Below are 20,494 nucleotides of genomic sequence, written 5' to 3'. Positions count from 1 at the left end.
GGTATGACAATGGCTCGTTCATTAAAAAAAGGACCATTCGCAGATGAGCATTTACTCAAGAAGATAGATGCTATGAATGCAAGCAATAGCAAAGAAGTTGTTAAGACCTGGTCAAGACGTTCAACAATTTTCCCATCATTCGTAGGTCATACAATCGCAGTTCATGATGGAAGAAAGCATGTACCTGTATATGTTACAGAAGACATGGTTGGACATAAGCTTGGTGAGTTCGTAGTTACCAGAACCTACAGAGGTCATGGTAAAGACGAAAAGAAGGGTAGAAGATAATATTTGGAATATTTGAAAGGAGGACTAAATCATGGCTAAAGGACATAGATCCCATGATAAGAGACTCAGAAATGAGAATAAAGATACCAGACCATCAGCTAAGGTATCATATGCAAGAGTGTCAGTAACAAAGGCTTGTTTCGTATTAGATGCCATCAGAGGTAAGGATGTTCAGACTGCACTTGGTATTCTGACATACAACCCAAGATATGGTTCAAGTGTTATAGAGAAGCTGTTAAAGTCAGCAATCGCAAATGCTGAAAACAACAATGGACTTAAGGCAGAGGACCTTTATGTAGCAGAGTGCTACGCTAACAAGGGACCTACAATGAAGAGAGTTCATCCAAGAGCCCAGGGTAGAGCATATAGAATCGAGAAGAGAACAAGTCACATCACAATCGTGCTTGACGAGAGATAGGAGGTAAATAATGGGACAGAAAGTTAATCCTCATGGTTTAAGAGTCGGCGTTATCAAAGATTGGGATTCAAGATGGTATGCTGACACAAAGAATGATGAATTTTCTAACAACCTTGTAGAAGATCATAAAATCAGAACTTATTTAAAGAAGACACTTTACAATGCAAATATCTCAAAGATCGAGATCGAGAGAGCTGCAGACAGAGTAAAGGTTGCATTATATACAGCTAAGCCTGGTGTTATCATCGGTAAGGGCGGAGCTGGAATCGAAAAGATCAAAGCAGATGCACAGAAGCTTACAGATAAGAAGCTGTTCATCGATGTAAAAGAAATCAAGAAGCCGGATGCAGACGCACAGTTAGTAGCTGAGAACATTGCAGCACAGCTTGAGAATCGTATCTCATTCAGAAAAGCAATGAAGTCATGCATGAGCAGAACAATGAAAGCCGGAGCGCTTGGTATCAAGGCTTCATGTTCAGGACGTCTTGGTGGTGCTGATATGGCTAGAACAGAGTTCTACAGCCAGGGAACAATTCCTCTTCAGACACTTCGTGCTGACATTGATTATGGTTTTGCTGAAGCAGACACAACATTTGGTAAAGTTGGTGTTAAGACATGGGTTTACCATGGTGAAGTACTTCCTGTAAAAGGAAAGAAGGAAGGAGCGGATAAATAATGTTAATGCCTAAGAGAGTAAAGCGTCGTAAGCAGTTCAGAGGAACTATGGCTGGTAAGGCACTTAGAGGCAATAAGATTACAAACGGTCAGTATGGTTTAGTAGCACTTGAGCCTGCATGGATCAAGTCAAACCAGATCGAAGCAGCCCGTATTGCGATGACAAGATATATGAAGCGTAGTGGTAAAGTATTTATCAAGATCTTCCCTGATAAGCCAGTTACAGCTAAGCCGGCTGAAACTCGTATGGGTTCAGGTAAGGGAGCACTTGAGTACTGGGTAGCAGTTGTTAAGCCAGGCAGAGTTATGTTTGAGATTGCAGACGTACCTGAAGAAGTAGCAAAAGAAGCTTTAAGACTTGCTATGCACAAGCTTCCACTTAAGTGTAAGATCGTTTCAAAAGAAGAATTAGAGGAGGTAGCAGGCAGTGAAAACTAAGGACTATATGAACGAATTAAATGCTAAATCTGTTGATGAGCTTCAGAACGAATTAGTAGCTGCAAAGAAGGAATTATTTAACTTAAGATTCCAGAATGCTACAAATCAGTTAGAGAACACAAGCAGAATCAAAGATGTAAGAAAGAATATTGCAAGAATACAGACAGTTATAGCCCAGAAGGCTAATGCTTAATTATCTTAGAAGGAGGAATATATTGTGGAAAGAAATCTGAGAAAAACACGTGTAGGTATCGTTACAAGTGACAAGATGGACAAGACAATCGTTGTTTCTATCGTAGATAATGTTAAGCATCCTCTTTATGGAAAGATCGTAAAGAGAACTTACAAGTTAAAGGCTCATGATGAGAAGAATGAGTGCAATATTGGCGATAGAGTAAGAGTTATGGAGACAAGACCTTTATCAAAGGATAAGAGATGGAGACTTGTTGAGATTATAGAGAAGGCTAAATAAGGAGGCAAATAAAATGGTTCAGCAGGAAACAAGACTTAAAGTTGCTGATAATACTGGTGCCAAAGAGCTCCTTTGCATCAGAGTTTTAGGCGGCTCAGTAAGAAGATATGCAAATATCGGCGATGTCATCGTTGCCTCAGTTAAAGACGCAACACCAGGCGGAGTTGTTAAAAAAGGTGATGTTGTTAAGGCCGTAGTAGTAAGATCAAAGAAGGGCGCTCGTCGTAAGGATGGTTCATACATCAAGTTTGATGAGAACGCAGCAGTTATTATAAAAGACGATTTAAATCCAAGAGGAACACGTATCTTTGGACCAGTTGCAAGAGAGTTAAGAGACAAGAAGTTCATGAAGATTGTCTCACTTGCACCTGAAGTATTATAAGGAGGTGTAGACCATGGCAACATTAAAGATTAAGAAAGATGATATGGTACAGGTTATTGCCGGCAAGGATAAAGGCAAAGAAGGCAAGGTCCTTCATGTTGACAAGAAGAACGGTACTGTAGTCGTTGAAGGCGTAAATAAAGTATTTAAGCACAGCAAGCCAAGCATGGCTAACCAGGCAGGCGGAATTATCGAAATGGAAGCTCCAATGGACATCTCCAATGTAATGTATCTTTACAAAGGCAAGCCGGTAAGAGTTGGTTTTGAAGGAACAGGTAAAGATAAAGTCCGTGTTGCTAAAGTAGATGGCAAAACAGAGAAGATAGATTAATTGGAAGGAGGTCGTCTTAGTTGAGTAGACTTAGAGAAAAGTATGACGCTGAAATTAAAAGCGCCATGACTGAAAAATTTGGATATAAAAATGTAATGCAGATCCCAAAGCTTGATAAGATCGTTATTAACATGGGCGTTGGTGAAGCAAGAGAAAATGCTAAAGTTTTAGACGCAGCTATCAAGGATCTTGAAACAATCGCCGGTCAGAAGGCAGTTGTTACACGTGCGAGAAAGTCAGTTGCTAACTTCAAGTTAAGAGAAGGAATGCCTATCGGATGTAAAGTAACACTTCGTGGCGAGAAGATGTATGAGTTCTTAGATCGTCTTGTAAACCTTGCACTTCCTCGTGTACGTGACTTTAGAGGTGTTAACCCTAACGGTTTCGATGGCAGAGGTAACTATGCTTTAGGAATCAAGGAACAGCTCATTTTCCCAGAAATCGAGTACGATAAGATTGATAAAGTCAGAGGTATGGATATCATCTTTGTTACAACAGCAGAGACAGACGAAGAAGGTCGCGAACTGTTAACATTATTTGGTATGCCTTACAGCAAATAATTAAAGGAGGAAGATTCGTTATGGCTAAGACAGCAATGAAAGTTAAACAGCAGCGTAAACAGAAGTTCTCATCAAGAGAATATACACGTTGCAAGATTTGTGGACGTCCACACTCAGTATTAAAGAAATACGGAATCTGTAGAATCTGCTTCCGTGAATTAGCATACAAGGGACAGATCCCTGGCGTTAAGAAATCAAGCTGGTAAGAGATAGAAGGAGGAAGAAACATTATGTCAATGAGCGATCCAATAGCAGATATGCTTACAAGAATTCGTAATGCTAACACAGCAAAACATGATACAGTAGAAATCCCTGCTTCAAAGATGAAAAAGGCTATTGCTGACATCCTTTTATCAGAAGGATATGTTCAGGCAGTAGACGTTATCGAAGATGGTAAGTTTGAGACAATCAAAATTACATTGAAGTATGGTGCAGATAAGAACGAGAAGATCATCACAGGCCTTAAGAGAATCTCTAAGCCAGGTCTTCGTGTATATGCAAGCAAGGATGAGCTTCCAAGAGTACTTGGTGGACTCGGAACTGCAATTATTTCAACAAACAAAGGTGTACTTACTGACAAGGAAGCAAGAAAGCAGAATGTTGGTGGCGAAGTATTAGCATTTGTTTGGTAGGCATTGAGCACTTAGTGAGCACAAGCTGAAAGCGCCGTGCGAAGTTAGTGCGAAAGCTGATAAAACAATCCCTCCGGCATCATTTCCTGAAAAATACCGGAGGTTAAAGCCTGCATGGATACACTCCATGCAGCACAAATACAAATAATATAAATTTTAAGGAGGAAGGCGAAATGTCACGTATCGGAAGAATGCCTATCGCTGTACCTGCAGGAGTGACTGTAGATATCGCAGAAAATAATAAAGTGACTGTTAAAGGACCAAAGGGAACACTTGAGAGAGTTCTCCCAGCAGAAATGGATATTAAGTTAGAAGCTGATGTAATCACAGTTTCAAGACCTAATGATTTAAAGAAGATGAAGTCTTTACACGGACTTACCAGAACACTTATCCACAACATGATCATTGGTGTTACAGAGGGTTATGTTAAGGATCTGGAAGTAAACGGTGTAGGTTATAGAGCTCAGAAGCAGGGCAATAAATTAGTTCTTGCTCTTGGTTATTCACATCCAGTTGAGATGGTTGACCCAGAAGGTATCGAAGTAAAGGTTGATGGTAACAAGATTTCAGTTGTTGGTATTGACAAGGAAAAAGTTGGTCAGTATGCAGCAGAGATCAGAGAAAAGAGAGCACCGGAACCTTACAAGGGCAAAGGTATCAAGTATGTTGACGAGACTATCAGACGTAAAGTTGGTAAGACTGGTAAGAAATAATAAAGGAGTGAGATAAGATGGTTAATAAAGAATCAAGAAGCGAAGTTCGTATTAAGAAGCATATGCGTGTTCGTAATCATTTAGCTGGAACAGCAGATAGACCACGTTTAGCAGTTTTCAGAAGTAATAATCATATGTACGCTCAGATTATTGATGATTCAGTTGGAAACACAATTGTAGCAGCATCAACAGTAGAGAAGTCAATCAAGGAAGCACTTGAGCAGACAGATAATGTAGATGCAGCAGCATACGTTGGTAAAGTTGTTGCTGAAAGAGCACTGGAAAAGGGAATCAAGACTGTTGTATTTGACAGAGGAGGATTCATCTACCAGGGTAAGGTTCAGGCATTAGCAGATGCAGCAAGAGAAGCTGGTCTAGAATTCTAAGAAGGAGGAAGAACAACATATGAAGCGTGAAATAATTGATGCTAGTAAATTAGAATTAGAAGATAAAGTAGTAGATATCAAACGTGTAACTAAGGTTGTTAAGGGCGGACGTAATTCTAGATTTGCATGTCTTGTAGTTGTTGGTGACAAAAACGGTCATGTAGGCGTAGGCGTTGGTAAGGCTGTAGAAATTCCTGAAGCTATCCGTAAGGGTAAGGAAGATGCAGCTAAGCACCTTGTTACAGTTCCTGTAAATGAAAACGGAAGTATCCCATATGATTGGAACGGAGAATTTGGTAGTGCAACAGTATTGCTTAAGTCAGCTCCAGAAGGTACTGGTATTATCGCCGGTGGTCCTGCTCGTAACGTACTTGAGCTTGCTGGATACAAGAATATCCGTACAAAATCCTTAGGATCAAACAACAAACAGAACGTAGTTCTTGCAACAATCAAAGGTCTTTCAGAGATCAAGACTCCGGAAGAGATCGCAAGACTTCGTGGAAAATCTGTTGATGAGATACTTAACTAAGGAGGTATTATAAGATGGCAGATAAGTTAAAAGTTACTTTAGTAAAATCACCAATCGGATGCGTACCAAAGCATAAGAGAACTGTAGAAGCATTAGGTCTTAAGAAGGTAAACAAGTCAGTTGAACTTCCTAACAATGCTGCAACTCTTGGTATGGTTAAGCAGGTTAGTTATTTAGTAAAGGTAGAAGAGATTTAATTATATTTGAAGGAGGTGCAGGTCGTGAATTTATCAACATTAAAGCCAGCAGAAGGTTCTAAGCATAGTACTAATTTCAGAGTAGGCCGTGGTCATGGTTCAGGAAATGGTAAGACTGCAGGTAAGGGCCATAAGGGTCAGAAGGCACGTTCAGGATCACCTAGACCAGGATTTGAAGGCGGACAGATGCCTTTATATAGAAGAATCCCTAAGAGAGGATTTACATGTATCAATCACAAAGATATCGTTGCAATCAATGTTTCAGTTCTTGATCGTTTCGAGGATGGAGCAGAGGTTACAGTAGATACACTTGTTGAATGCGGTATCGTAAAGAACCCACGTGATGGAGTTAAGATTCTTGGAAATGGAGAGTTAACAAAGAAGCTTACAGTTAAGGCAAATGCTTTTTCAAAGTCAGCAGTCGAGAAGATTGAAGCTCTTGGCGGAAAAGCAGAGGTGATCTAATAATGTTTAAAACCTTTATCAATGCATTCAAAGTAAAGGAATTAAGACAGAAATTATTATACACATTCTTTGTTCTCATAGTAGTCAGGCTGGGAAGCCTGATTACTGTACCGGGAATCCGAGCAGCAGCGATTAAAGAATATCTAAGTAACGCACTTGGAGATTCCTTCAATCTGTTTAGCTCATTCACCGGAGGATCGTTCGATCAGATGTCAATATTTGCATTGAACGTAACACCATATATTACATCTTCCATTATCATCCAGCTTCTTACCATAGCAATTCCAGCTCTGGAAGAAATGCAGAAAGATGGTGAAGACGGAAGAAAGAAAATTACAGCAATTACCCGTTTTTTAACGATCGGTCTCGCAATTCTGGAAAGTGCAGGTCTTGCGATCAATTTCGGAAGAAAAGGATTCATGGACAGCTACAATTTCTGGACAGTGCTTTCGATGATCGTTATCCTTACAGGTGGTAGTGCATTTGTAATGTGGCTTGGCGAACGTGTAACAGATCGTGGTGTGGGAAATGGTATTTCCATTATCCTGTTGATCAACATCGTATCAACCATGCCAAATGATTTCAAGAATATTTACACACAGTTCATCAAAGGCAAAGATGCAGTCAGAATGTGTCTGATCGCACTTCTGGTTGTTGCAATTGTTGTATGTGTAACCATTCTTGTATGTATGCTTCAGGGAGCTGAAAGAAAGATTCCTGTACAGTATGCAAAGAAAGTTCAGGGTAGAAAGCAGATGGGAGGTCAGTCCTCCAACATTCCACTTAAGGTAAATACAGCAGGCGTTATTCCTGTAATCTTCGCTTCTTCACTGATGGCGATTCCTTCTATTATAACGAGTTTATTTGGAAAGAGTCCATCCGGTGTCGGTGCTAAGATCCTTCAGGGAATGAGCCAGTCATACTGGTTTAATCCGAACTATCCTTGGGGATTCCTTGGATTGGCAGTATATATCTTACTGGTATTCTTCTTCGCGTATTTCTATACAGCAATTACCTTCAATCCAATGGAGATTGCAAATAACATGAAGAAGAGCGGTGGTTTTGTACCGGGTATTCGACCAGGTAAGCCAACCCAGGACTATTTAAATAAAATACTGAACTATATTATATTTATCGGAGCAGTTGGTCTTTTGATCGTTGCGATGATTCCTATGTTCTTCAACGGATTTTTCAGTGTAAATGTTTCATTCGGTGGAACATCCATCATCATCGTAGTTGGTGTTGTAATTGAAACCATGAAGAGTCTGGAATCACAGATGTTAGTAAGACATTATCAGGGATTCTTATTAGATTAATTGTAAGATACAGATATAAAAAACACGAAAAATGGGAGTGTACACTTGTGCACTTCCTATTCGTGTATTATAGTATAAGTATCTATGGCTTGTTCATTTGGAGGACGGCTGATAACAGAAGGGATTGCAATGAACGTATCCCGCAGGAAAATAAAAAATGGAGGTTATATATGAAGATAATTATGTTAGGTGCGCCAGGCGCAGGCAAAGGTACACAGGCTAAAATGATTGCTGAGAAGTACGGAGTACCACATATCTCAACAGGAGATATTTTCAGAGCAAACATCAAGAACGGAACAGAACTCGGAGCAAAGGCAAAAGAATATATGGATAAGGGACTTCTTGTTCCGGATGAATTAGTTGTAGATCTGGTAATTGACAGATTCAAAGCAGCCGACTGCGCAAAGGGATATATCCTTGATGGATTTCCAAGAACTATTCCACAGGCAGAGGCACTTGACAAAGCATTATCAGCAATCGGTGATTCTGTAGACTATGCGATCAACGTAGAAGTACCGGATGAGAATATCGTTCGCAGAATGTCCGGAAGACGTGCATGCGTTGGCTGTGGTGCAACATATCATATTGTATATAACCCTACAAAAGTGGAAGGCAAATGTGATGTATGTTCATCCGATCTTATCTTAAGAGATGACGATCAGCCGGAAACAGTATTAAACAGACTGAAAGTATATCATGAGCAGACACAGCCATTGATCGATTTCTATGCTAAGAAAGGAATCCTGAAAGAAGTTGATGGAACAATGGATATGAATGATGTATTTGCAGCAATCGTTAAGATTTTAGGTGAATAAAATGGCAATATCTATAAAATCTGAGAGAGAAATTGAATTGATGAAAGAAGCCGGCAGAATTCTGGCTCTCACACATGAGGAGCTGAAGAAGGCGATCAAACCGGGAATCACAACCTATGAGATCGATAAACTTGGTGAAGAAGTGATCAGAAGCTATGGCTGTATTCCTTCCTTCCTGAATTATAACGGTTATCCGGCATCTATCTGTGTATCCGTGAATGAGGAAGTTGTTCATGGTATACCATCAAAGACAAGATTTCTGAAAGAGGGCGACATAGTAAGTCTTGATGCAGGCGTTATCTATGAAGGATATCACTCCGATGCAGCAAGAACTTATGGAGTAGGAAAGATTTCACCGGAAAATGAGCATCTGATTGCAGTTACAAAGCAGAGCTTTTTCGAAGCAATGAAGGTTGCTGTTCCGGGAAATCATATTCGAGATATCGGAAGGGCTGTAGAGCAGTATGTTTTAAAATTTGGATATGGAATCGTAGAAGATCTGGTTGGACATGGTGTTGGAGCAAATCTTCATGAGGATCCGGAAATACCGAATTTTGAAACGATCAAAAAAGGACCAAAGCTGAAACCGGGAATGACGATCGCAATCGAACCGATGATAACAGCAGGTGATTATGAAGTAGACTGGCTGGATGATGACTGGACTGTCGTAACCGTGGATGGTTCCAATGCAGCACACTATGAGAACACGATCCTTATTACAGAGGACAAACCGATCATCTTGTCGCAGGCAGAAGGATTGGAATTATAGAAAATAAAAAATGAATTCAAAATCTCAAGGATTTTAAGGAGGATTAAAAATGTCAAAGGCAGACGTAATTGAAGTAGAAGGAACAGTAATCGAGAAGTTACCAAATGCAATGTTTCAGGTAGAGATCGAGAATGGTCATAAGGTTTTAGCACACATTAGTGGTAAGCTCAGAATGAATTATATCAAGATCCTTCCGGGTGATAAGGTAACAATTGAATTATCACCATACGACCTGACAAAGGGAAGAATTGTTTGGAGAGATAAATAAATTCTTCTATATAAAGAGGTATGTAATGAATATCCTGTAAAGATATTCCCTTTATAGGATGTGATTTATCATAATAATCCCATTAATATGAAAAAAATAGAAAATGGGACTTGCATTCTATTGTGAAAAATGATAGAATGCTTATTCGTAGCGGACTTTTTTTGAAAGGAGATTTTCTAATGAAGGTTAGAGCATCAGTAAAACCTATATGCGATAAGTGCAAAGTTATCAAGAGAAAGGGTATCGTTAGAGTTATCTGCGAGAATCCAAAGCACAAACAGCGTCAGGGTTAATCAAAAAAAGAAACTGGGTATCCGGATGATAGCCCATCCATATGATATCTTGTTTTTTAAGTATCAACACACACGGATGTGTTGTAAATTTTAAAAGCGGCTGTAGCATAATCATTATATGCTAGTAAAAATAAAAAAACAGGCAGCGAGATGGAAACATATGCATTTCACCTCAGCATTTTTATGTTGAGATATGTCGAGATCCGATATGCCGGACAGAAGAATTTTTACGGAGGTTAATTAGAATGGCTCGTATTTCAGGTGTTGATTTACCAAGAGACAAGCGTGTTGAGATTGGTCTTACTTATGTATATGGTATAGGTTTGACATCTTCACAGCGTATCCTTAAGGAAGCAAATGTTAATCCTGACACACGTTGTAATGATTTAACTGATGATGAAGTAAGAAGAATCAGCGAAGTAATCAATGCAACACAGACTGTTGAAGGAGATTTACGTAGAGAAGTAGCGCTTAACATCAAGCGTTTACAGGAAATTGCATGCTACCGTGGTAAGCGTCATAGACAGGGACTTCCTGTTCGTGGACAGAAGACAAAGACAAACGCAAGAACACGTAAGGGACCTAAGAAGACAGTAGCAAACAAGAAGAAATAATACTGTTTTCATTTGTTCTTATATATAGTAGAAGATAAGAGATCTTCTGCACCGGGCAGAAGATAAAGTACATTTGTATAAATTTGGAAAACCATAGGAGGTTTAAGAGTTAATGGCTAAGCAAGTTACTAAAAAAGTGGCTAAGAAGCGTGTCAGAAAGAGTGTTCAGCACGGACAGGCTCATATTCAGTCATCTTTCAATAATACAATCGTTACATTAACAGACGCTGAAGGTAATGCACTTTCATGGGCAAGTGCTGGCGGTTTAGGATTCAAGGGTTCTAAGAAGTCAACACCATATGCTGCTCAGATGGCTGCTGAGACAGCTGCAAAGGCTGCTGCTCCTTACGGATTAAAGACTGTTGATGTTATGGTAAAAGGCCCAGGCTCAGGTAGAGAAGCAGCTATCCGTGCTCTCGCAGCTTGCGGTATCGATGTTGTAAGTATCAAAGACGTTACACCAGTTCCACATAATGGTTGTCGTCCACCAAAGAGAAGAAGAGTCTAATTAGGAGGTACAGAGTAAGATGGCAGTAGATAGAACCCCAGTTCTTAAGAGATGCAGATCTTTAGGCATGGAGCCAATGTATCTCGGAATTGACAAGAAATCAAATAGAAAATCAACAAGAGCAAACAGAAAAGTAAGTGAGTATGGTTTACAGCTTCGTGAAAAGCAGAAGGCTAAGTTCATTTACGGTGTATTAGAGAAGCCTTTCCGTAACCTTTACGCTAAGGCAGAGCAGCAGAAGGGCTTAACAGGTCCTAACCTTATGACATTACTTGAGTTAAGACTTGATAATGTTATCTTCAGATTAGGTTTTGCAAGAACAAGAAGAGAAGCAAGACAGATTGTAGATCACAAGCATGTACTTGTTAATGGAAAGAGTGTTAACATTCCTTCATACCAGGTAAAGGCCGGAGACAAGATCGAGATTAGAGAGAAGAGCAAATCCTTACAGAGATATAAGGATATCATTGCTGCAACAGAAGGACATTTAGTTCCAGGTTGGTTAACCGCTGACAGAGAAAACCTTTGTGGAGAAGTAGTTGAGAAGCCAAACAGAGAGCAGATCGATGTTCCTGTAAACGAGACCCTTATTGTCGAGTTATATTCCAAGTAATAAGAATAAATATGATCATCCGTACATCCATCCGGGATTTACCCGTGTGGATGTCTGGATGCAGAATATATTTATGATATTTGCAAAGTTGGAGTATACCAGTTAATTACCCATAAAGGAGGGGCTTAAATGTTTGAGTTTGAGAAACCAAAAATTGAGATAGTTGAGATTTCAGATGATAACAAGTATGGTAAGTTTGTAGTAGAGCCTTTAGAGAGAGGCTATGGTACAACCCTTGGTAATTCATTAAGAAGAATTATGCTTTCTTCATTACCTGGTACAGCAGTAACACACGTTAAGATTAAAGGTGTTTTGCATGAGTTCAGTTCTATTCCCGGAGTAAAGGAAGATGTAACTGAGATCGTTATGAATATCAAGTCTTTAGTAATAAAGAACAATTCATTAACAAATGAGCCGAAGCAGGCTTATATCGATGTAGCTGGTGACTGTGTTGTCAGAGCATCCGATATTCATGTAGACGGCGATATCGAGATCATCAATCCTGATCTTGTAATTGCAAATCTTAGTGGCCCGGATGCAAGACTTGAGATGGAACTCACCATCGGCAACGGCAGAGGCTACGTTGGTTCTGATAAGAATAAAGAAGCAGATGCACCGATTGATGTCATCGCTATTGATTCTATATATACACCGGTTGAGAGAGTTAATCTTACAGTTCAGAATACTCGTGTTGGTCAGGTTACAGATTATGATAAGCTGACACTTGATGTATTTACAAATGGTGCTATCGCACCGGATGAGGCTGTCAGCCTCGCTGCAAGAGTCCTTGTAGAACATTTGAACCTGTTCGTTGATCTGTCTGAGAACGCAAAATCCGTTGATGTAATGGTTGAGAGCGTAACAGATGAGAAGGAAAAGGTTCTGGAAATGAATATTGATGAGCTTGAATTATCAGTTCGTTCATACAACTGCTTAAAGAGAGCCGGTATCAATACAGTTGAAGAATTGATCAATAAGACTCCGGAGGATATGATGAAAGTTCGTAACCTCGGTCGTAAGTCATTAGATGAAGTATTAGCTAAGCTGAAAGAATTAGGCTTATCACTGAATGACAGTGAGGAATAATACTTTTTACCACTCAAGCCGAATAATAGTAAGCACAGTGAAGACCCGCAAGGGTAAGGAGGATAAATAAAAATGGCAATGTATAGAAAACTTGGAAAAGCAAGCGCACAGAGAAATGCATTACTTCGTAACCAGGTAACACAGTTATTATACCATGGTAAGATCAGAACAACAGAAGCTAGAGCTAAGGAAGTTGTTAAGATTGCAGAGAAGCTTATCACATTAGCAGTTAAGGAAAAGGATAACTATGATGAAGTTACCGTTACCGCTAAGGTTGCTAAGAAAGATAAAGATGGTAAGAGAGTGAAGGAAGTTGTTGATGGTAAGAAAGTTACTGTATATGATGAAGTAGAAAAGACCATCAAGAAGGATCAGCCTTCAAGACTTCATGCAAGAAGAGAAATGCTTAAGGTATTATATCCGGTTGTTGAAGTTCCTACAGATGCTGCCGGAAAGAAAGCCGGTACAAAGAAAGTTGATTTAACAAGTAAGTTATTCGATGAGTACGGTACAAAGTACGCAGGACGTAAGGGTGGTTACACAAGAATCATCAAGATCGGTCAGCGTAAGGGCGATGCTGCAATGGAAGTTATTCTTGAGTTAGTATAATTATAAACATAAGGGCTGTCAGGTACATGTATGTGTATTTGGCAGCTTTTTTATTTCTAGGAGCGTGTACATGAGTTTTATTCAGGTGAGAAAGCTTGGACATAAATTTAATATCAAGGACAAGGATGGAAATGTTACAGGTGAAAAATGGGCTGTGAAGGATATGGATTTTGATGCCCATAAGGGACAGATCATTGCCGTTCTTGGACGTAACGGTTCGGGAAAGTCAACATTTGCCAGACACCTGAATGGCTTATATGCACCAAATCAGGGAACGGTATGGATACAGGGAGATTCTGATGTATTAGATGCGAGCCGGGAAGGTGATCTGCTGGCCATCCGTCGTGCAGTCGGGATGATCTTTCAGAATCCGGACAACCAAATGGTAGGAAATACGGTTGCGGAAGATGTAGGATTTGGTTTGGAAAATCTGGGCTTCCAGGCAGAGAAGATATGGGAGCGAATCAACGAAGTACTTCGATTGACAGGGATGGAGGCATATCTGGAACGAAATGTATCACATCTAAGCGGTGGACAGAAGCAAAGACTGGCAATCGCATCTGTGATGGCCATGTCACCGGAATGTATCGTTATGGATGAAGCAACTGCCATGCTCGATCCTGTGGGAAGCAGACAGATACTTGATACCTTATATCATTTGAACCGGGAGTTTGGCATCACGGTCATTATGATCACACATCGAATGGAGGAAACGGTTCGGGCAGATCAGATCTATGTAATGGATGATGGAAATGTAGAGTTGATTGGCGCACCATATGAGATTTATCCACAGGTAGAGAAGTTAGAGCAGCTTGGTCTTGACAGTTTATTGCCATATAAGCTGTTGCATGAGTTGAAAGTAGATTATTCCGATGATAAGAAATTTGTCAAAGATTTGGATGAAGACGTAAAAAGTGCGTTGGTTGATAGAAAAGAGGGGCTCTTGTCGGTACAGGATGCTGCGGACAGGATAAAGGCATGTTTGTGTGATGGAAAATCTTTTGTAAACAGACAAGAAGTAGCAGAACATTTTAATTCGGCGCAGAAAGATATACCATCAAGTAAAAATGAGGATGGAATACATGAGGATATCCTTGATAATAGAAATAACATGGATAGAGAAGAACACAATGGTATGTTATTGGATGCCGGGATAAAAAAAGATATCTTGGTCGAGGCTGATAATCTGGAGTATTCTTATAAGGATGGTGCGGTACTGGTTCCTGCGGTAGAGCAGGTGTCATTTCAGATCAGAAAAGGAGAGATCCTTGCGGTGGCAGGACAGACCGGTTCCGGGAAAAGTACGCTGTTATATATGTTAAATGGTATTTACCGTCCGATGGGGGGAACACTTAAGGTTGATGGAATTGATGTAGGAAAGACGAAGAATCTGAAAGAATTGCGGAAGAAGATTGGATTTGTGTTTCAGTATCCGGAGTATCAGTTATTTGAAAGTACGGTGTTAGCGGATGTAATGTATGGCACATTGAACTTCGGGATGTCGAAAGCAGAAGCAGAACAGGCGGCAAGGGAAGCATTGGCACTTGTGAATATATCAGAGGAATATTTTGAATATTCTCCGTTTGACCTTTCAGGCGGACAGAAGAAGCGTGTAGCACTTGCAGGAATCCTTGCATATAAGCCGGAGATTCTTATTCTCGATGAGCCGGTTGCCGGCATGGATCCGAAATCCAAACGGGAATTATTTGCACTGATCCGCAGATTACATGAAGAACGGAATATAACTGTAATCTTTGTATCACACGACATGAAGGATGTGTATGAGATTGCAGATCGTATACTGGTTATGGGACAGGGAAAGCTGGTCTATGATGGAGCAGTAGAGCAGGCATTTGGAACGCCGGAGATGGTAGAAAAACTGGGCTTAGAGATGCCGGAAATGGCGATATTCCGGGAGGCATTGTTGCCGGAGATCAGGCTCACAGCAAGAAGCATGGCGGGCGTGATCGACGAGCTTAGCGAGCTAAAGAATATATAAGAAGAGATATAAAATTAATGAAGCTATAGAGATGAATGGTGACATTTCAAAACATGAACGTAGCATAAGAAAGTGGATAGTTATCAGATAACATAGAGGAAAGAAGCATGGTAAGAGACATTACGATCGGACAATATTATAATACCAGATCACCGATTCACGAGCTGGATGCCAGAACAAAACTGGTGCTCACGATTGTATATGCGGTTACGATCTTCTGGTGCAGGGATTTGTGGACTTTTCTTGCTGCAACAGCATTTCTTATTGTGTATGTGGCATTAAGTCGTGTTCCACTTTCTTTTATCTGCCGGGGACTTAAGGTTGTTTGGGCGTTTATATTATTTACAGCATTTTTCAGTCTGTTTAACGGTGATGGAAGGGTTCTGGTCAGTATCTGGAGATTTCATATCACGACCGGCAGCTTAAAGACAACAGGAATTGTAGTATTTCGTTTCGTATATCTGATCATTGGTTCATCGATCATGACATATACAACGCTTCCATTGGCACTTACGGCAGGGTTGGAGAAGTTGTTTGGATTTCTGAAGATCTTTCGTGTTCCGGTATCGGATATGGCATTGATGCTTTCAATCACGCTTCGATTTATTCCGATTCTGATGGAAGAACTGGACAAAATTATGAAAGCACAGCTTTCGCGTGGAGCCGATTTTGAAAATGGAAATATTTTCAAACGGATACGAAGTTATACCCAGATATTTATTCCGTTATTTGCATCTGCGATCCGACGTGCAACCGATCTGGCATATGCGATGGACGCCAGATGTTATCACGGAAGCGAATGCCGTACCAGCATGAAACCGTTGAGATATAGTAAAAAAGATGCATTTGCATATGGTCTGCTGGTGGTATATGTGGTAGGATTGATCTTGATGAAGATATTTTTATAACAGGAAACCGGGAAAATGAAACGAGTAAAATTAGTAGTAGCCTATGATGGTACGAACTATCATGGCTGGCAGGTACAGGACAACGGAATAACGATAGAGGAAGTGCTGAATCGGACGATCAGCGAGCTGGTGCAGGAAGATATCAAGGTGATCGGAGCCAGCAGGACGGATGCTGGTGTACATGCCTGTGGAAATGTGGCAGTATTTGACACTGAATCCCGGATACCGGGGGATAAGTTTTCATTTGCGTTAAATCAGCGGCTTCCGGAGGATATACGGATTCAGGAATCCTGCGAGGTGGATGCAGACTTTCATCCAAGGTATGCAGATACAGTAAAAACCTATGAATATAATATATTGAACCGGCGGTTTGAACTGCCGACAAAACGGTTATATGCGGCATTTTGCTACTATCCGATGGATATAGAGCGGATGAATCAGGCGGCGGCGTATCTGGTTGGTGAACATGATTTTAAGAGCTTCTGTTCTGCAGGTGCACAGGTGCAGACGACGGTTCGGACGATCTATGCGGTAAATGTGACGAAAGCGGATGACATGGTTCATATCAGGATCACGGGAAATGGCTTCTTATATAACATGGTAAGGATCATTGCAGGAACTTTGATGCAGGTCGGAACCGGGCTGATGGAGCCGGAGCAGGTGAAGGAGATCCTGGAAGCGAGAGACCGAAGCAAGGCAGGACCGACAGCAGTAGCGAAAGGCTTGACACTGGTGGAGATCCGATATGAATAAAAGAATCGTTTGTATATGTATGAGTGTGCTTTTATGTCTGACTGTTATATGTATGGACACAGGCACAGATGTACATGCCGGATATTATGAAGATAATGACAAATATATAAAACAACGTGTAGCTGACAGGATGAAGGAAATGAGCTGGGAGGAGAAAATAGCCCAGATGATCCTGGTGAAGGCTCCTGCTAAAAATGCTGCAAATATCCAGAAACAATATCAGTTTGGCGGATATGTTTTGTTTGGGGAAGATTTTGAAAACAGTACACCGGAGAAACTTAGAAATCGGATCTATGGAATTCAGAAAGCGTCAAAGATTCCGATGTTGATCGCAGTGGATGAAGAAGGCGGAGCTGTAGTAAGAGCATCCAGATACCGTCAGTTCCGATCCACACCATATGCTTCGCCGAGGACAGTATTTTCTGCAGGCGGATGGAATGGTATAGTAAAGGATACGAAGGATAAAGCGAAGTTTCTGAAAAAGCTTGGAATCAATACGAATCTTGCACCGGTTGCCGATGTTGCATATGATTCGAGTAACTTTATTTACAATAGAAGCTTTTCTACAAATGCAGCGGATACTTCCAGATATATCAATCTTGTGGTGAATAACATGAAACAAGAGGATATGATCAGCTCATTAAAACATTTTCCGGGCTATGGAAATAATGGGGATACGCATACAAACCTGATCCATGATTATCGGAGCTATAGTAGCTTCAAGAACCGGGATCTGAAGCCATTTCAGGCGGGAATCCGGTCGGGATGTGATATGATCATGGTAAGCCATAATATTGTACATTGTTTTGATTCTAAAAATCCGGCATCTATATCACCGAAGGTAAACAAATACATTAGAAATACAATGGGATTTAAAGGTGTGATCGTTACGGATTCGTTGTCGATGGCAGGAGTACGGAGCTTTACCGGAAGTGAGGGTGAGAGTGCTGTCAGAGCAGTTCAGGCAGGAGACGATCTTCTCTGCACGGAGCATTATAAAGAAACATATCAGGCATTGCTTCGGGCTTACAAGACAAAGCGGATATCGAAAAAACGGATCAATGCATCTGTCAAAAGAATTCTCATGATGAAATACCGCCGTGGTATGAACGGAAGATTTGCGGTCAGACATAGATAGCATATTTGAATGCGAAATGGCAGATGAATGCTGAAAAATAAAGAAAAACGCCTGAAAAAATAAAGAAAGTTTATTGACACACACGGATGAGTATTGTATAATGTCCAAATGTGTGAAGTTTAAAGATACGGTGTGAACCAATGCCCCGGTAAACAACGTATTTGAGGATATACCATATTAATATTTTAGAAAATAATTTAGGAGGTACCACGATGAAGAGCTTTATGGCAAGCCCATCAACAATAGAAAGAAAGTGGTATGTAGTTGACGCTACAGGACATACTTTAGGACGCTTATCATCAGAGATAGCAAGCATTTTAAGAGGAAAGAACAAGCCAACATTTACACCACATATCGATACAGGTGATTATGTAATAGTAGTAAACGCAGACAAGATCAAGGTTACCGGTAAGAAGATGGATCAGAAGATCTACTACAACCACTCAGATTATGTAGGCGGAATGAAAGAGACTACATTAAAAGAGAAGATGGCTAAGAAGCCAGAGGATGTTATCCGTTTAGCAGTTAAGGGAATGCTTCCAAAGGGACCACTTGGAAGAGATATGATTACAAAGCTTTATGTATACGCTGGACCTGATCATAAGCAGCAGGCTCAGAAGCCAGAAGTTTTAGAGATTAAGTACTAAGAAGGAGGATATCATCAATGGCTAAAACAACTAAGTTCTATGGAACAGGAAGAAGAAAAAGCAGTATCGCCAGAGTTTATATCGCTCCAGGTACTGGTAAGATCACAATCAACAAGAAAGATATGGACGAGTACTTCGGACTTGATACACTGAAAGTTATCGTTAAGCAGCCATTAGTTGCTACAGGTACAGATGGTAAGTTCGACGTTATGGTTAACGTAAAGGGCGGCGGATTCACAGGTCAGGCCGGTGCTATCAGACATGGTATTTCAAGAGCATTACTTGAGGCTGATTCAGAAGAATACAGACCAATCCTCAAGAAGGCCGGATACCTTACAAGAGATCCTCGTATGAAGGAAAGAAAGAAGTACGGCTTAAAGGCAGCTCGTCGTGCTCCACAGTTCTCAAAGAGATAAGGAACAATTATATTCAATATTTCAAGAACCTGCAGGAATCAAGTATTTCTGCGGGTTTTCTTTATTTTGTATAGGAGCAGAAACACCCCTGAAACACATCAGAAATTAATTACTAGTAACACACTAGTAACACTCTACAAGGTGTCTTGTGCAAGACGCTTTTTTATATTCTTTCGTAATTCCGGCTTGGACTTTGACCAGAAGACTTACAATTCAAAGCAGAATATGACACTTTAGAAAAGTATATTACACACTTTGGAATTTGTGTTCTGGAGTGTTTTTTTGTGTGAACTATGATAGAATAGATATCATAATAGCTTATAGTGTGTTTTGCATATTAACTGGTATGGAAGGATTGTTTATAAAAAATGGTAAAAGTGAATTACTATTGAACAGGTAGTCTGTAGGCAATTAGATATCTTTAATGGCATAGGGTGATGAATAATGGAATTTTTGAATTGAAATTAATAGAAAAGATTGGTCAGGTATTTTCGATTGCAATGCATGATAGAAAATATAATCGTTATCAGTTTATAAAGAAATGGTGCTTTTCAAATACCTGCCAGGCGGTATTTGATTTTGACGAGACATTATGTTCGCAGGCGAAATCTTATATTTTAAGAACATTTGAAAAAGAATACCAGGATAATTTACCGGCGAAAGACGCAGATAGTCCATTATATGAAGATGATGCGTATTGGTTTGGATATCTAATAACTTACTGGCATTTTTTGTATGGCATTTCTGGTAAAGAAATCATGCAAAAGTATGATGTCTGTAAGATACTAGATGAGTTTGATCCATTGCATACACTAAGTATTAAAGCAGCGATCGACAAGATCCGGGAGGATGATAGAAATGAGTGAGATAAAAGTATACCATGGATCATATTGTGAAGTGAGCATATATGCAAATAAAAAAGCCGGAAAGGAGAATAGATGGTAACATTACGATTTGTATTTAACCAAGATAAGTTAAAACAGGCAGGAAAGACCGAGGATGAAATGCTTGCCCCAATGCGGGATCATGCTAAAAAATATGAGATCGCAGAGCCGGAGCCGGGATTCTTTGTGAAAGATGGAGAGGATGCCTTGTGTGTAATCGGCATGTATATTCCTAAAATTACAAGAAAAGATGTACATTATCTAGATTATCTGGATGAATGGACACTTGATGTAGACGGAGAGAAAGAGAACTGTATAGAGGAATCCAGATCATGGATTCGTCAGCATGAAAGACGATATGTAGGGTAGTGG

Annotated in this window: 34 protein-coding genes; all 34 read left to right on the top strand. The window is 40.2% G+C overall.

The annotated features are described in order from the left end of the window. The first annotated feature begins 9 nt into the window (after positions 1 to 9). Positions 10 to 288 carry a 30S ribosomal protein S19 gene (gene rpsS, locus OCV60_RS09070; protein ID WP_021944977.1) on the top strand — a complete coding sequence of 93 codons (279 nt, stop codon included), beginning with the start codon at positions 10 to 12 and terminating at the stop codon, positions 286 to 288. Between the two features lie 31 nt (positions 289 to 319). After that, positions 320 to 706, top strand: coding sequence for a 50S ribosomal protein L22 (gene rplV, locus OCV60_RS09065; protein ID WP_021944976.1), 387 nt, complete (start codon positions 320 to 322; stop codon positions 704 to 706). Positions 707 to 716: 10 nt separating this feature from the next. Beyond that, positions 717 to 1,382 (top strand): 30S ribosomal protein S3, encoded by a 666-nt coding sequence (gene rpsC, locus OCV60_RS09060; protein ID WP_021944975.1) that lies wholly within the window; start codon positions 717 to 719, stop codon positions 1,380 to 1,382. Then, a complete protein-coding gene (gene rplP / locus OCV60_RS09055) occupies positions 1,382 to 1,819 on the top strand; it encodes a 50S ribosomal protein L16 (protein ID WP_008402742.1) in 438 nt (145 codons plus the stop codon). Before rpsC ends, rplP begins: the two co-directional genes overlap by 1 nt. A gap of 7 nt (positions 1,820 to 1,826) precedes the next feature. Then, complete coding sequence (gene rpmC, locus OCV60_RS09050) at positions 1,827 to 2,012, top strand: 50S ribosomal protein L29 (RefSeq protein WP_173783816.1); 186 nt, start codon at positions 1,827 to 1,829, stop codon at positions 2,010 to 2,012. A gap of 21 nt (positions 2,013 to 2,033) precedes the next feature. After that, a complete protein-coding gene (rpsQ, locus tag OCV60_RS09045; RefSeq protein ID WP_173783815.1) occupies positions 2,034 to 2,291 on the top strand; it encodes a 30S ribosomal protein S17 in 258 nt (85 codons plus the stop codon). Positions 2,292 to 2,304: 13 nt separating this feature from the next. After that, positions 2,305 to 2,673: a 50S ribosomal protein L14 gene (rplN, locus tag OCV60_RS09040; protein WP_021944974.1), complete on the top strand. Its 369-nt coding sequence runs from the start codon at positions 2,305 to 2,307 to the stop codon at positions 2,671 to 2,673. 13 nt (positions 2,674 to 2,686) lie between these two features. Continuing rightward, the gene (gene rplX, locus OCV60_RS09035; RefSeq protein WP_021944973.1) at positions 2,687 to 3,004 is read left to right on the top strand and encodes a 50S ribosomal protein L24; all 318 of its coding nucleotides are present in this window, start codon (positions 2,687 to 2,689) and stop codon (positions 3,002 to 3,004) included. Positions 3,005 to 3,024: 20 nt separating this feature from the next. After that, the gene (gene rplE, locus OCV60_RS09030) at positions 3,025 to 3,564 is read left to right on the top strand and encodes a 50S ribosomal protein L5 (RefSeq protein WP_008402736.1); all 540 of its coding nucleotides are present in this window, start codon (positions 3,025 to 3,027) and stop codon (positions 3,562 to 3,564) included. 20 nt (positions 3,565 to 3,584) lie between these two features. Beyond that, positions 3,585 to 3,770, top strand: a complete 186-nt coding sequence (locus tag OCV60_RS09025; RefSeq protein ID WP_008402734.1) for a type Z 30S ribosomal protein S14 — start codon at positions 3,585 to 3,587, stop codon at positions 3,768 to 3,770. Between the two features lie 24 nt (positions 3,771 to 3,794). Next, positions 3,795 to 4,196, top strand: a complete 402-nt coding sequence (gene rpsH, locus OCV60_RS09020) for a 30S ribosomal protein S8 (protein WP_262530056.1) — start codon at positions 3,795 to 3,797, stop codon at positions 4,194 to 4,196. A gap of 173 nt (positions 4,197 to 4,369) precedes the next feature. Then, positions 4,370 to 4,909 (top strand): 50S ribosomal protein L6, encoded by a 540-nt coding sequence (gene rplF, locus OCV60_RS09015; RefSeq protein ID WP_021944971.1) that lies wholly within the window; start codon positions 4,370 to 4,372, stop codon positions 4,907 to 4,909. 17 nt (positions 4,910 to 4,926) lie between these two features. Continuing rightward, entirely contained in the window at positions 4,927 to 5,295 is a 369-nt protein-coding gene (rplR, locus tag OCV60_RS09010) for a 50S ribosomal protein L18 (protein WP_008402729.1), read from the top strand. Positions 5,296 to 5,314: 19 nt separating this feature from the next. Beyond that, on the top strand, positions 5,315 to 5,824 hold the full coding sequence (gene rpsE / locus OCV60_RS09005; RefSeq protein WP_008402728.1) for a 30S ribosomal protein S5: 510 nt from the start codon (positions 5,315 to 5,317) through the stop codon (positions 5,822 to 5,824). A 14-nt stretch (positions 5,825 to 5,838) separates the two neighbouring features. Next, positions 5,839 to 6,021 (top strand): 50S ribosomal protein L30, encoded by a 183-nt coding sequence (rpmD, locus tag OCV60_RS09000; protein ID WP_008402727.1) that lies wholly within the window; start codon positions 5,839 to 5,841, stop codon positions 6,019 to 6,021. Positions 6,022 to 6,045: 24 nt separating this feature from the next. Continuing rightward, on the top strand, positions 6,046 to 6,486 hold the full coding sequence (gene rplO, locus OCV60_RS08995; protein WP_021944970.1) for a 50S ribosomal protein L15: 441 nt from the start codon (positions 6,046 to 6,048) through the stop codon (positions 6,484 to 6,486). 2 nt (positions 6,487 to 6,488) lie between these two features. After that, positions 6,489 to 7,802, top strand: coding sequence for a preprotein translocase subunit SecY (secY, locus tag OCV60_RS08990; RefSeq protein ID WP_173788463.1), 1,314 nt, complete (start codon positions 6,489 to 6,491; stop codon positions 7,800 to 7,802). A gap of 170 nt (positions 7,803 to 7,972) precedes the next feature. Next, positions 7,973 to 8,617 (top strand): adenylate kinase, encoded by a 645-nt coding sequence (locus OCV60_RS08985; protein ID WP_118674722.1) that lies wholly within the window; start codon positions 7,973 to 7,975, stop codon positions 8,615 to 8,617. 1 nt (position 8,618) lies between these two features. Continuing rightward, on the top strand, positions 8,619 to 9,386 hold the full coding sequence (gene map / locus OCV60_RS08980; RefSeq protein ID WP_021944967.1) for a type I methionyl aminopeptidase: 768 nt from the start codon (positions 8,619 to 8,621) through the stop codon (positions 9,384 to 9,386). Positions 9,387 to 9,435: 49 nt separating this feature from the next. Further along, positions 9,436 to 9,654: a translation initiation factor IF-1 gene (gene infA, locus OCV60_RS08975; RefSeq protein ID WP_008402721.1), complete on the top strand. Its 219-nt coding sequence runs from the start codon at positions 9,436 to 9,438 to the stop codon at positions 9,652 to 9,654. A gap of 179 nt (positions 9,655 to 9,833) precedes the next feature. Beyond that, positions 9,834 to 9,947: a 50S ribosomal protein L36 gene (gene rpmJ, locus OCV60_RS08970; RefSeq protein ID WP_015533797.1), complete on the top strand. Its 114-nt coding sequence runs from the start codon at positions 9,834 to 9,836 to the stop codon at positions 9,945 to 9,947. A 245-nt stretch (positions 9,948 to 10,192) separates the two neighbouring features. Beyond that, positions 10,193 to 10,561: a 30S ribosomal protein S13 gene (gene rpsM / locus OCV60_RS08965; protein WP_021944966.1), complete on the top strand. Its 369-nt coding sequence runs from the start codon at positions 10,193 to 10,195 to the stop codon at positions 10,559 to 10,561. 112 nt (positions 10,562 to 10,673) lie between these two features. Then, a complete protein-coding gene (gene rpsK, locus OCV60_RS08960) occupies positions 10,674 to 11,069 on the top strand; it encodes a 30S ribosomal protein S11 (protein WP_008402719.1) in 396 nt (131 codons plus the stop codon). Positions 11,070 to 11,088: 19 nt separating this feature from the next. After that, a complete protein-coding gene (gene rpsD / locus OCV60_RS08955; protein ID WP_008402717.1) occupies positions 11,089 to 11,682 on the top strand; it encodes a 30S ribosomal protein S4 in 594 nt (197 codons plus the stop codon). 129 nt (positions 11,683 to 11,811) lie between these two features. Then, entirely contained in the window at positions 11,812 to 12,768 is a 957-nt protein-coding gene (locus OCV60_RS08950) for a DNA-directed RNA polymerase subunit alpha (protein WP_008402715.1), read from the top strand. 72 nt (positions 12,769 to 12,840) lie between these two features. Next, positions 12,841 to 13,377: a bL17 family ribosomal protein gene (locus tag OCV60_RS08945; RefSeq protein WP_008402714.1), complete on the top strand. Its 537-nt coding sequence runs from the start codon at positions 12,841 to 12,843 to the stop codon at positions 13,375 to 13,377. Between the two features lie 70 nt (positions 13,378 to 13,447). Further along, complete coding sequence (locus tag OCV60_RS08940) at positions 13,448 to 15,376, top strand: ABC transporter ATP-binding protein (RefSeq protein ID WP_262530055.1); 1,929 nt, start codon at positions 13,448 to 13,450, stop codon at positions 15,374 to 15,376. A 107-nt stretch (positions 15,377 to 15,483) separates the two neighbouring features. Next, complete coding sequence (locus tag OCV60_RS08935; protein WP_118616355.1) at positions 15,484 to 16,284, top strand: energy-coupling factor transporter transmembrane component T family protein; 801 nt, start codon at positions 15,484 to 15,486, stop codon at positions 16,282 to 16,284. Between the two features lie 15 nt (positions 16,285 to 16,299). Continuing rightward, positions 16,300 to 17,037 (top strand): tRNA pseudouridine(38-40) synthase TruA, encoded by a 738-nt coding sequence (truA, locus tag OCV60_RS08930; protein ID WP_118616357.1) that lies wholly within the window; start codon positions 16,300 to 16,302, stop codon positions 17,035 to 17,037. Continuing rightward, positions 17,030 to 18,175, top strand: a complete 1,146-nt coding sequence (locus OCV60_RS08925; RefSeq protein WP_173783783.1) for a glycoside hydrolase family 3 N-terminal domain-containing protein — start codon at positions 17,030 to 17,032, stop codon at positions 18,173 to 18,175. Before truA ends, OCV60_RS08925 begins: the two co-directional genes overlap by 8 nt. A 212-nt stretch (positions 18,176 to 18,387) precedes the next feature. After that, positions 18,388 to 18,822, top strand: a complete 435-nt coding sequence (gene rplM, locus OCV60_RS08920; protein ID WP_008402709.1) for a 50S ribosomal protein L13 — start codon at positions 18,388 to 18,390, stop codon at positions 18,820 to 18,822. A gap of 17 nt (positions 18,823 to 18,839) precedes the next feature. Further along, positions 18,840 to 19,238, top strand: a complete 399-nt coding sequence (rpsI, locus tag OCV60_RS08915) for a 30S ribosomal protein S9 (RefSeq protein ID WP_008402708.1) — start codon at positions 18,840 to 18,842, stop codon at positions 19,236 to 19,238. A 458-nt stretch (positions 19,239 to 19,696) separates the two neighbouring features. Further along, positions 19,697 to 20,104 (top strand): hypothetical protein, encoded by a 408-nt coding sequence (locus OCV60_RS08910; RefSeq protein WP_147340233.1) that lies wholly within the window; start codon positions 19,697 to 19,699, stop codon positions 20,102 to 20,104. Positions 20,105 to 20,176: 72 nt separating this feature from the next. Then, on the top strand, positions 20,177 to 20,491 hold the full coding sequence (locus OCV60_RS08905; protein ID WP_117822100.1) for a hypothetical protein: 315 nt from the start codon (positions 20,177 to 20,179) through the stop codon (positions 20,489 to 20,491). Positions 20,492 to 20,494: the final 3 nt, after the last annotated feature.

This window comes from Coprococcus ammoniilyticus (assembly GCF_025567345.1).
Classification (GTDB): Bacteria; Bacillota; Clostridia; order Lachnospirales; family Lachnospiraceae; genus Coprococcus; species Coprococcus ammoniilyticus.
This window is presented reverse-complemented; position numbering and strand designations above follow the sequence as displayed.

What these genes read in the sequence shown, in the direction of transcription:
- rpsS (WP_021944977.1), top strand. Translation starts at nt 10, where the DNA reads ATGGCTCGTTCATTAAAAAAAGGACCATTCGCAGATGAGCATTTACTC.
- rplV (WP_021944976.1), top strand. Translation starts at nt 320, where the DNA reads ATGGCTAAAGGACATAGATCCCATGATAAGAGACTCAGAAATGAGAAT.
- rpsC (WP_021944975.1), top strand. Translation starts at nt 717, where the DNA reads ATGGGACAGAAAGTTAATCCTCATGGTTTAAGAGTCGGCGTTATCAAA.
- rplP (WP_008402742.1), top strand. Translation starts at nt 1,382, where the DNA reads ATGTTAATGCCTAAGAGAGTAAAGCGTCGTAAGCAGTTCAGAGGAACT.
- rpmC (WP_173783816.1), top strand. Translation starts at nt 1,827, where the DNA reads ATGAACGAATTAAATGCTAAATCTGTTGATGAGCTTCAGAACGAATTA.
- rplN (WP_021944974.1), top strand. Translation starts at nt 2,305, where the DNA reads ATGGTTCAGCAGGAAACAAGACTTAAAGTTGCTGATAATACTGGTGCC.
- rplX (WP_021944973.1), top strand. Translation starts at nt 2,687, where the DNA reads ATGGCAACATTAAAGATTAAGAAAGATGATATGGTACAGGTTATTGCC.
- OCV60_RS09025 (WP_008402734.1), top strand. Translation starts at nt 3,585, where the DNA reads ATGGCTAAGACAGCAATGAAAGTTAAACAGCAGCGTAAACAGAAGTTC.
- rpsH (WP_262530056.1), top strand. Translation starts at nt 3,795, where the DNA reads ATGTCAATGAGCGATCCAATAGCAGATATGCTTACAAGAATTCGTAAT.
- rplF (WP_021944971.1), top strand. Translation starts at nt 4,370, where the DNA reads ATGTCACGTATCGGAAGAATGCCTATCGCTGTACCTGCAGGAGTGACT.
- rplR (WP_008402729.1), top strand. Translation starts at nt 4,927, where the DNA reads ATGGTTAATAAAGAATCAAGAAGCGAAGTTCGTATTAAGAAGCATATG.
- rpsE (WP_008402728.1), top strand. Translation starts at nt 5,315, where the DNA reads ATGAAGCGTGAAATAATTGATGCTAGTAAATTAGAATTAGAAGATAAA.
- rpmD (WP_008402727.1), top strand. Translation starts at nt 5,839, where the DNA reads ATGGCAGATAAGTTAAAAGTTACTTTAGTAAAATCACCAATCGGATGC.
- secY (WP_173788463.1), top strand. Translation starts at nt 6,489, where the DNA reads ATGTTTAAAACCTTTATCAATGCATTCAAAGTAAAGGAATTAAGACAG.
- OCV60_RS08985 (WP_118674722.1), top strand. Translation starts at nt 7,973, where the DNA reads ATGAAGATAATTATGTTAGGTGCGCCAGGCGCAGGCAAAGGTACACAG.
- map (WP_021944967.1), top strand. Translation starts at nt 8,619, where the DNA reads ATGGCAATATCTATAAAATCTGAGAGAGAAATTGAATTGATGAAAGAA.
- infA (WP_008402721.1), top strand. Translation starts at nt 9,436, where the DNA reads ATGTCAAAGGCAGACGTAATTGAAGTAGAAGGAACAGTAATCGAGAAG.
- rpmJ (WP_015533797.1), top strand. Translation starts at nt 9,834, where the DNA reads ATGAAGGTTAGAGCATCAGTAAAACCTATATGCGATAAGTGCAAAGTT.
- rpsM (WP_021944966.1), top strand. Translation starts at nt 10,193, where the DNA reads ATGGCTCGTATTTCAGGTGTTGATTTACCAAGAGACAAGCGTGTTGAG.
- rpsK (WP_008402719.1), top strand. Translation starts at nt 10,674, where the DNA reads ATGGCTAAGCAAGTTACTAAAAAAGTGGCTAAGAAGCGTGTCAGAAAG.
- rpsD (WP_008402717.1), top strand. Translation starts at nt 11,089, where the DNA reads ATGGCAGTAGATAGAACCCCAGTTCTTAAGAGATGCAGATCTTTAGGC.
- OCV60_RS08950 (WP_008402715.1), top strand. Translation starts at nt 11,812, where the DNA reads ATGTTTGAGTTTGAGAAACCAAAAATTGAGATAGTTGAGATTTCAGAT.
- OCV60_RS08945 (WP_008402714.1), top strand. Translation starts at nt 12,841, where the DNA reads ATGGCAATGTATAGAAAACTTGGAAAAGCAAGCGCACAGAGAAATGCA.
- OCV60_RS08940 (WP_262530055.1), top strand. Translation starts at nt 13,448, where the DNA reads ATGAGTTTTATTCAGGTGAGAAAGCTTGGACATAAATTTAATATCAAG.
- OCV60_RS08935 (WP_118616355.1), top strand. Translation starts at nt 15,484, where the DNA reads ATGGTAAGAGACATTACGATCGGACAATATTATAATACCAGATCACCG.
- truA (WP_118616357.1), top strand. Translation starts at nt 16,300, where the DNA reads ATGAAACGAGTAAAATTAGTAGTAGCCTATGATGGTACGAACTATCAT.
- OCV60_RS08925 (WP_173783783.1), top strand. Translation starts at nt 17,030, where the DNA reads ATGAATAAAAGAATCGTTTGTATATGTATGAGTGTGCTTTTATGTCTG.
- rplM (WP_008402709.1), top strand. Translation starts at nt 18,388, where the DNA reads ATGAAGAGCTTTATGGCAAGCCCATCAACAATAGAAAGAAAGTGGTAT.
- rpsI (WP_008402708.1), top strand. Translation starts at nt 18,840, where the DNA reads ATGGCTAAAACAACTAAGTTCTATGGAACAGGAAGAAGAAAAAGCAGT.
- OCV60_RS08905 (WP_117822100.1), top strand. Translation starts at nt 20,177, where the DNA reads ATGGTAACATTACGATTTGTATTTAACCAAGATAAGTTAAAACAGGCA.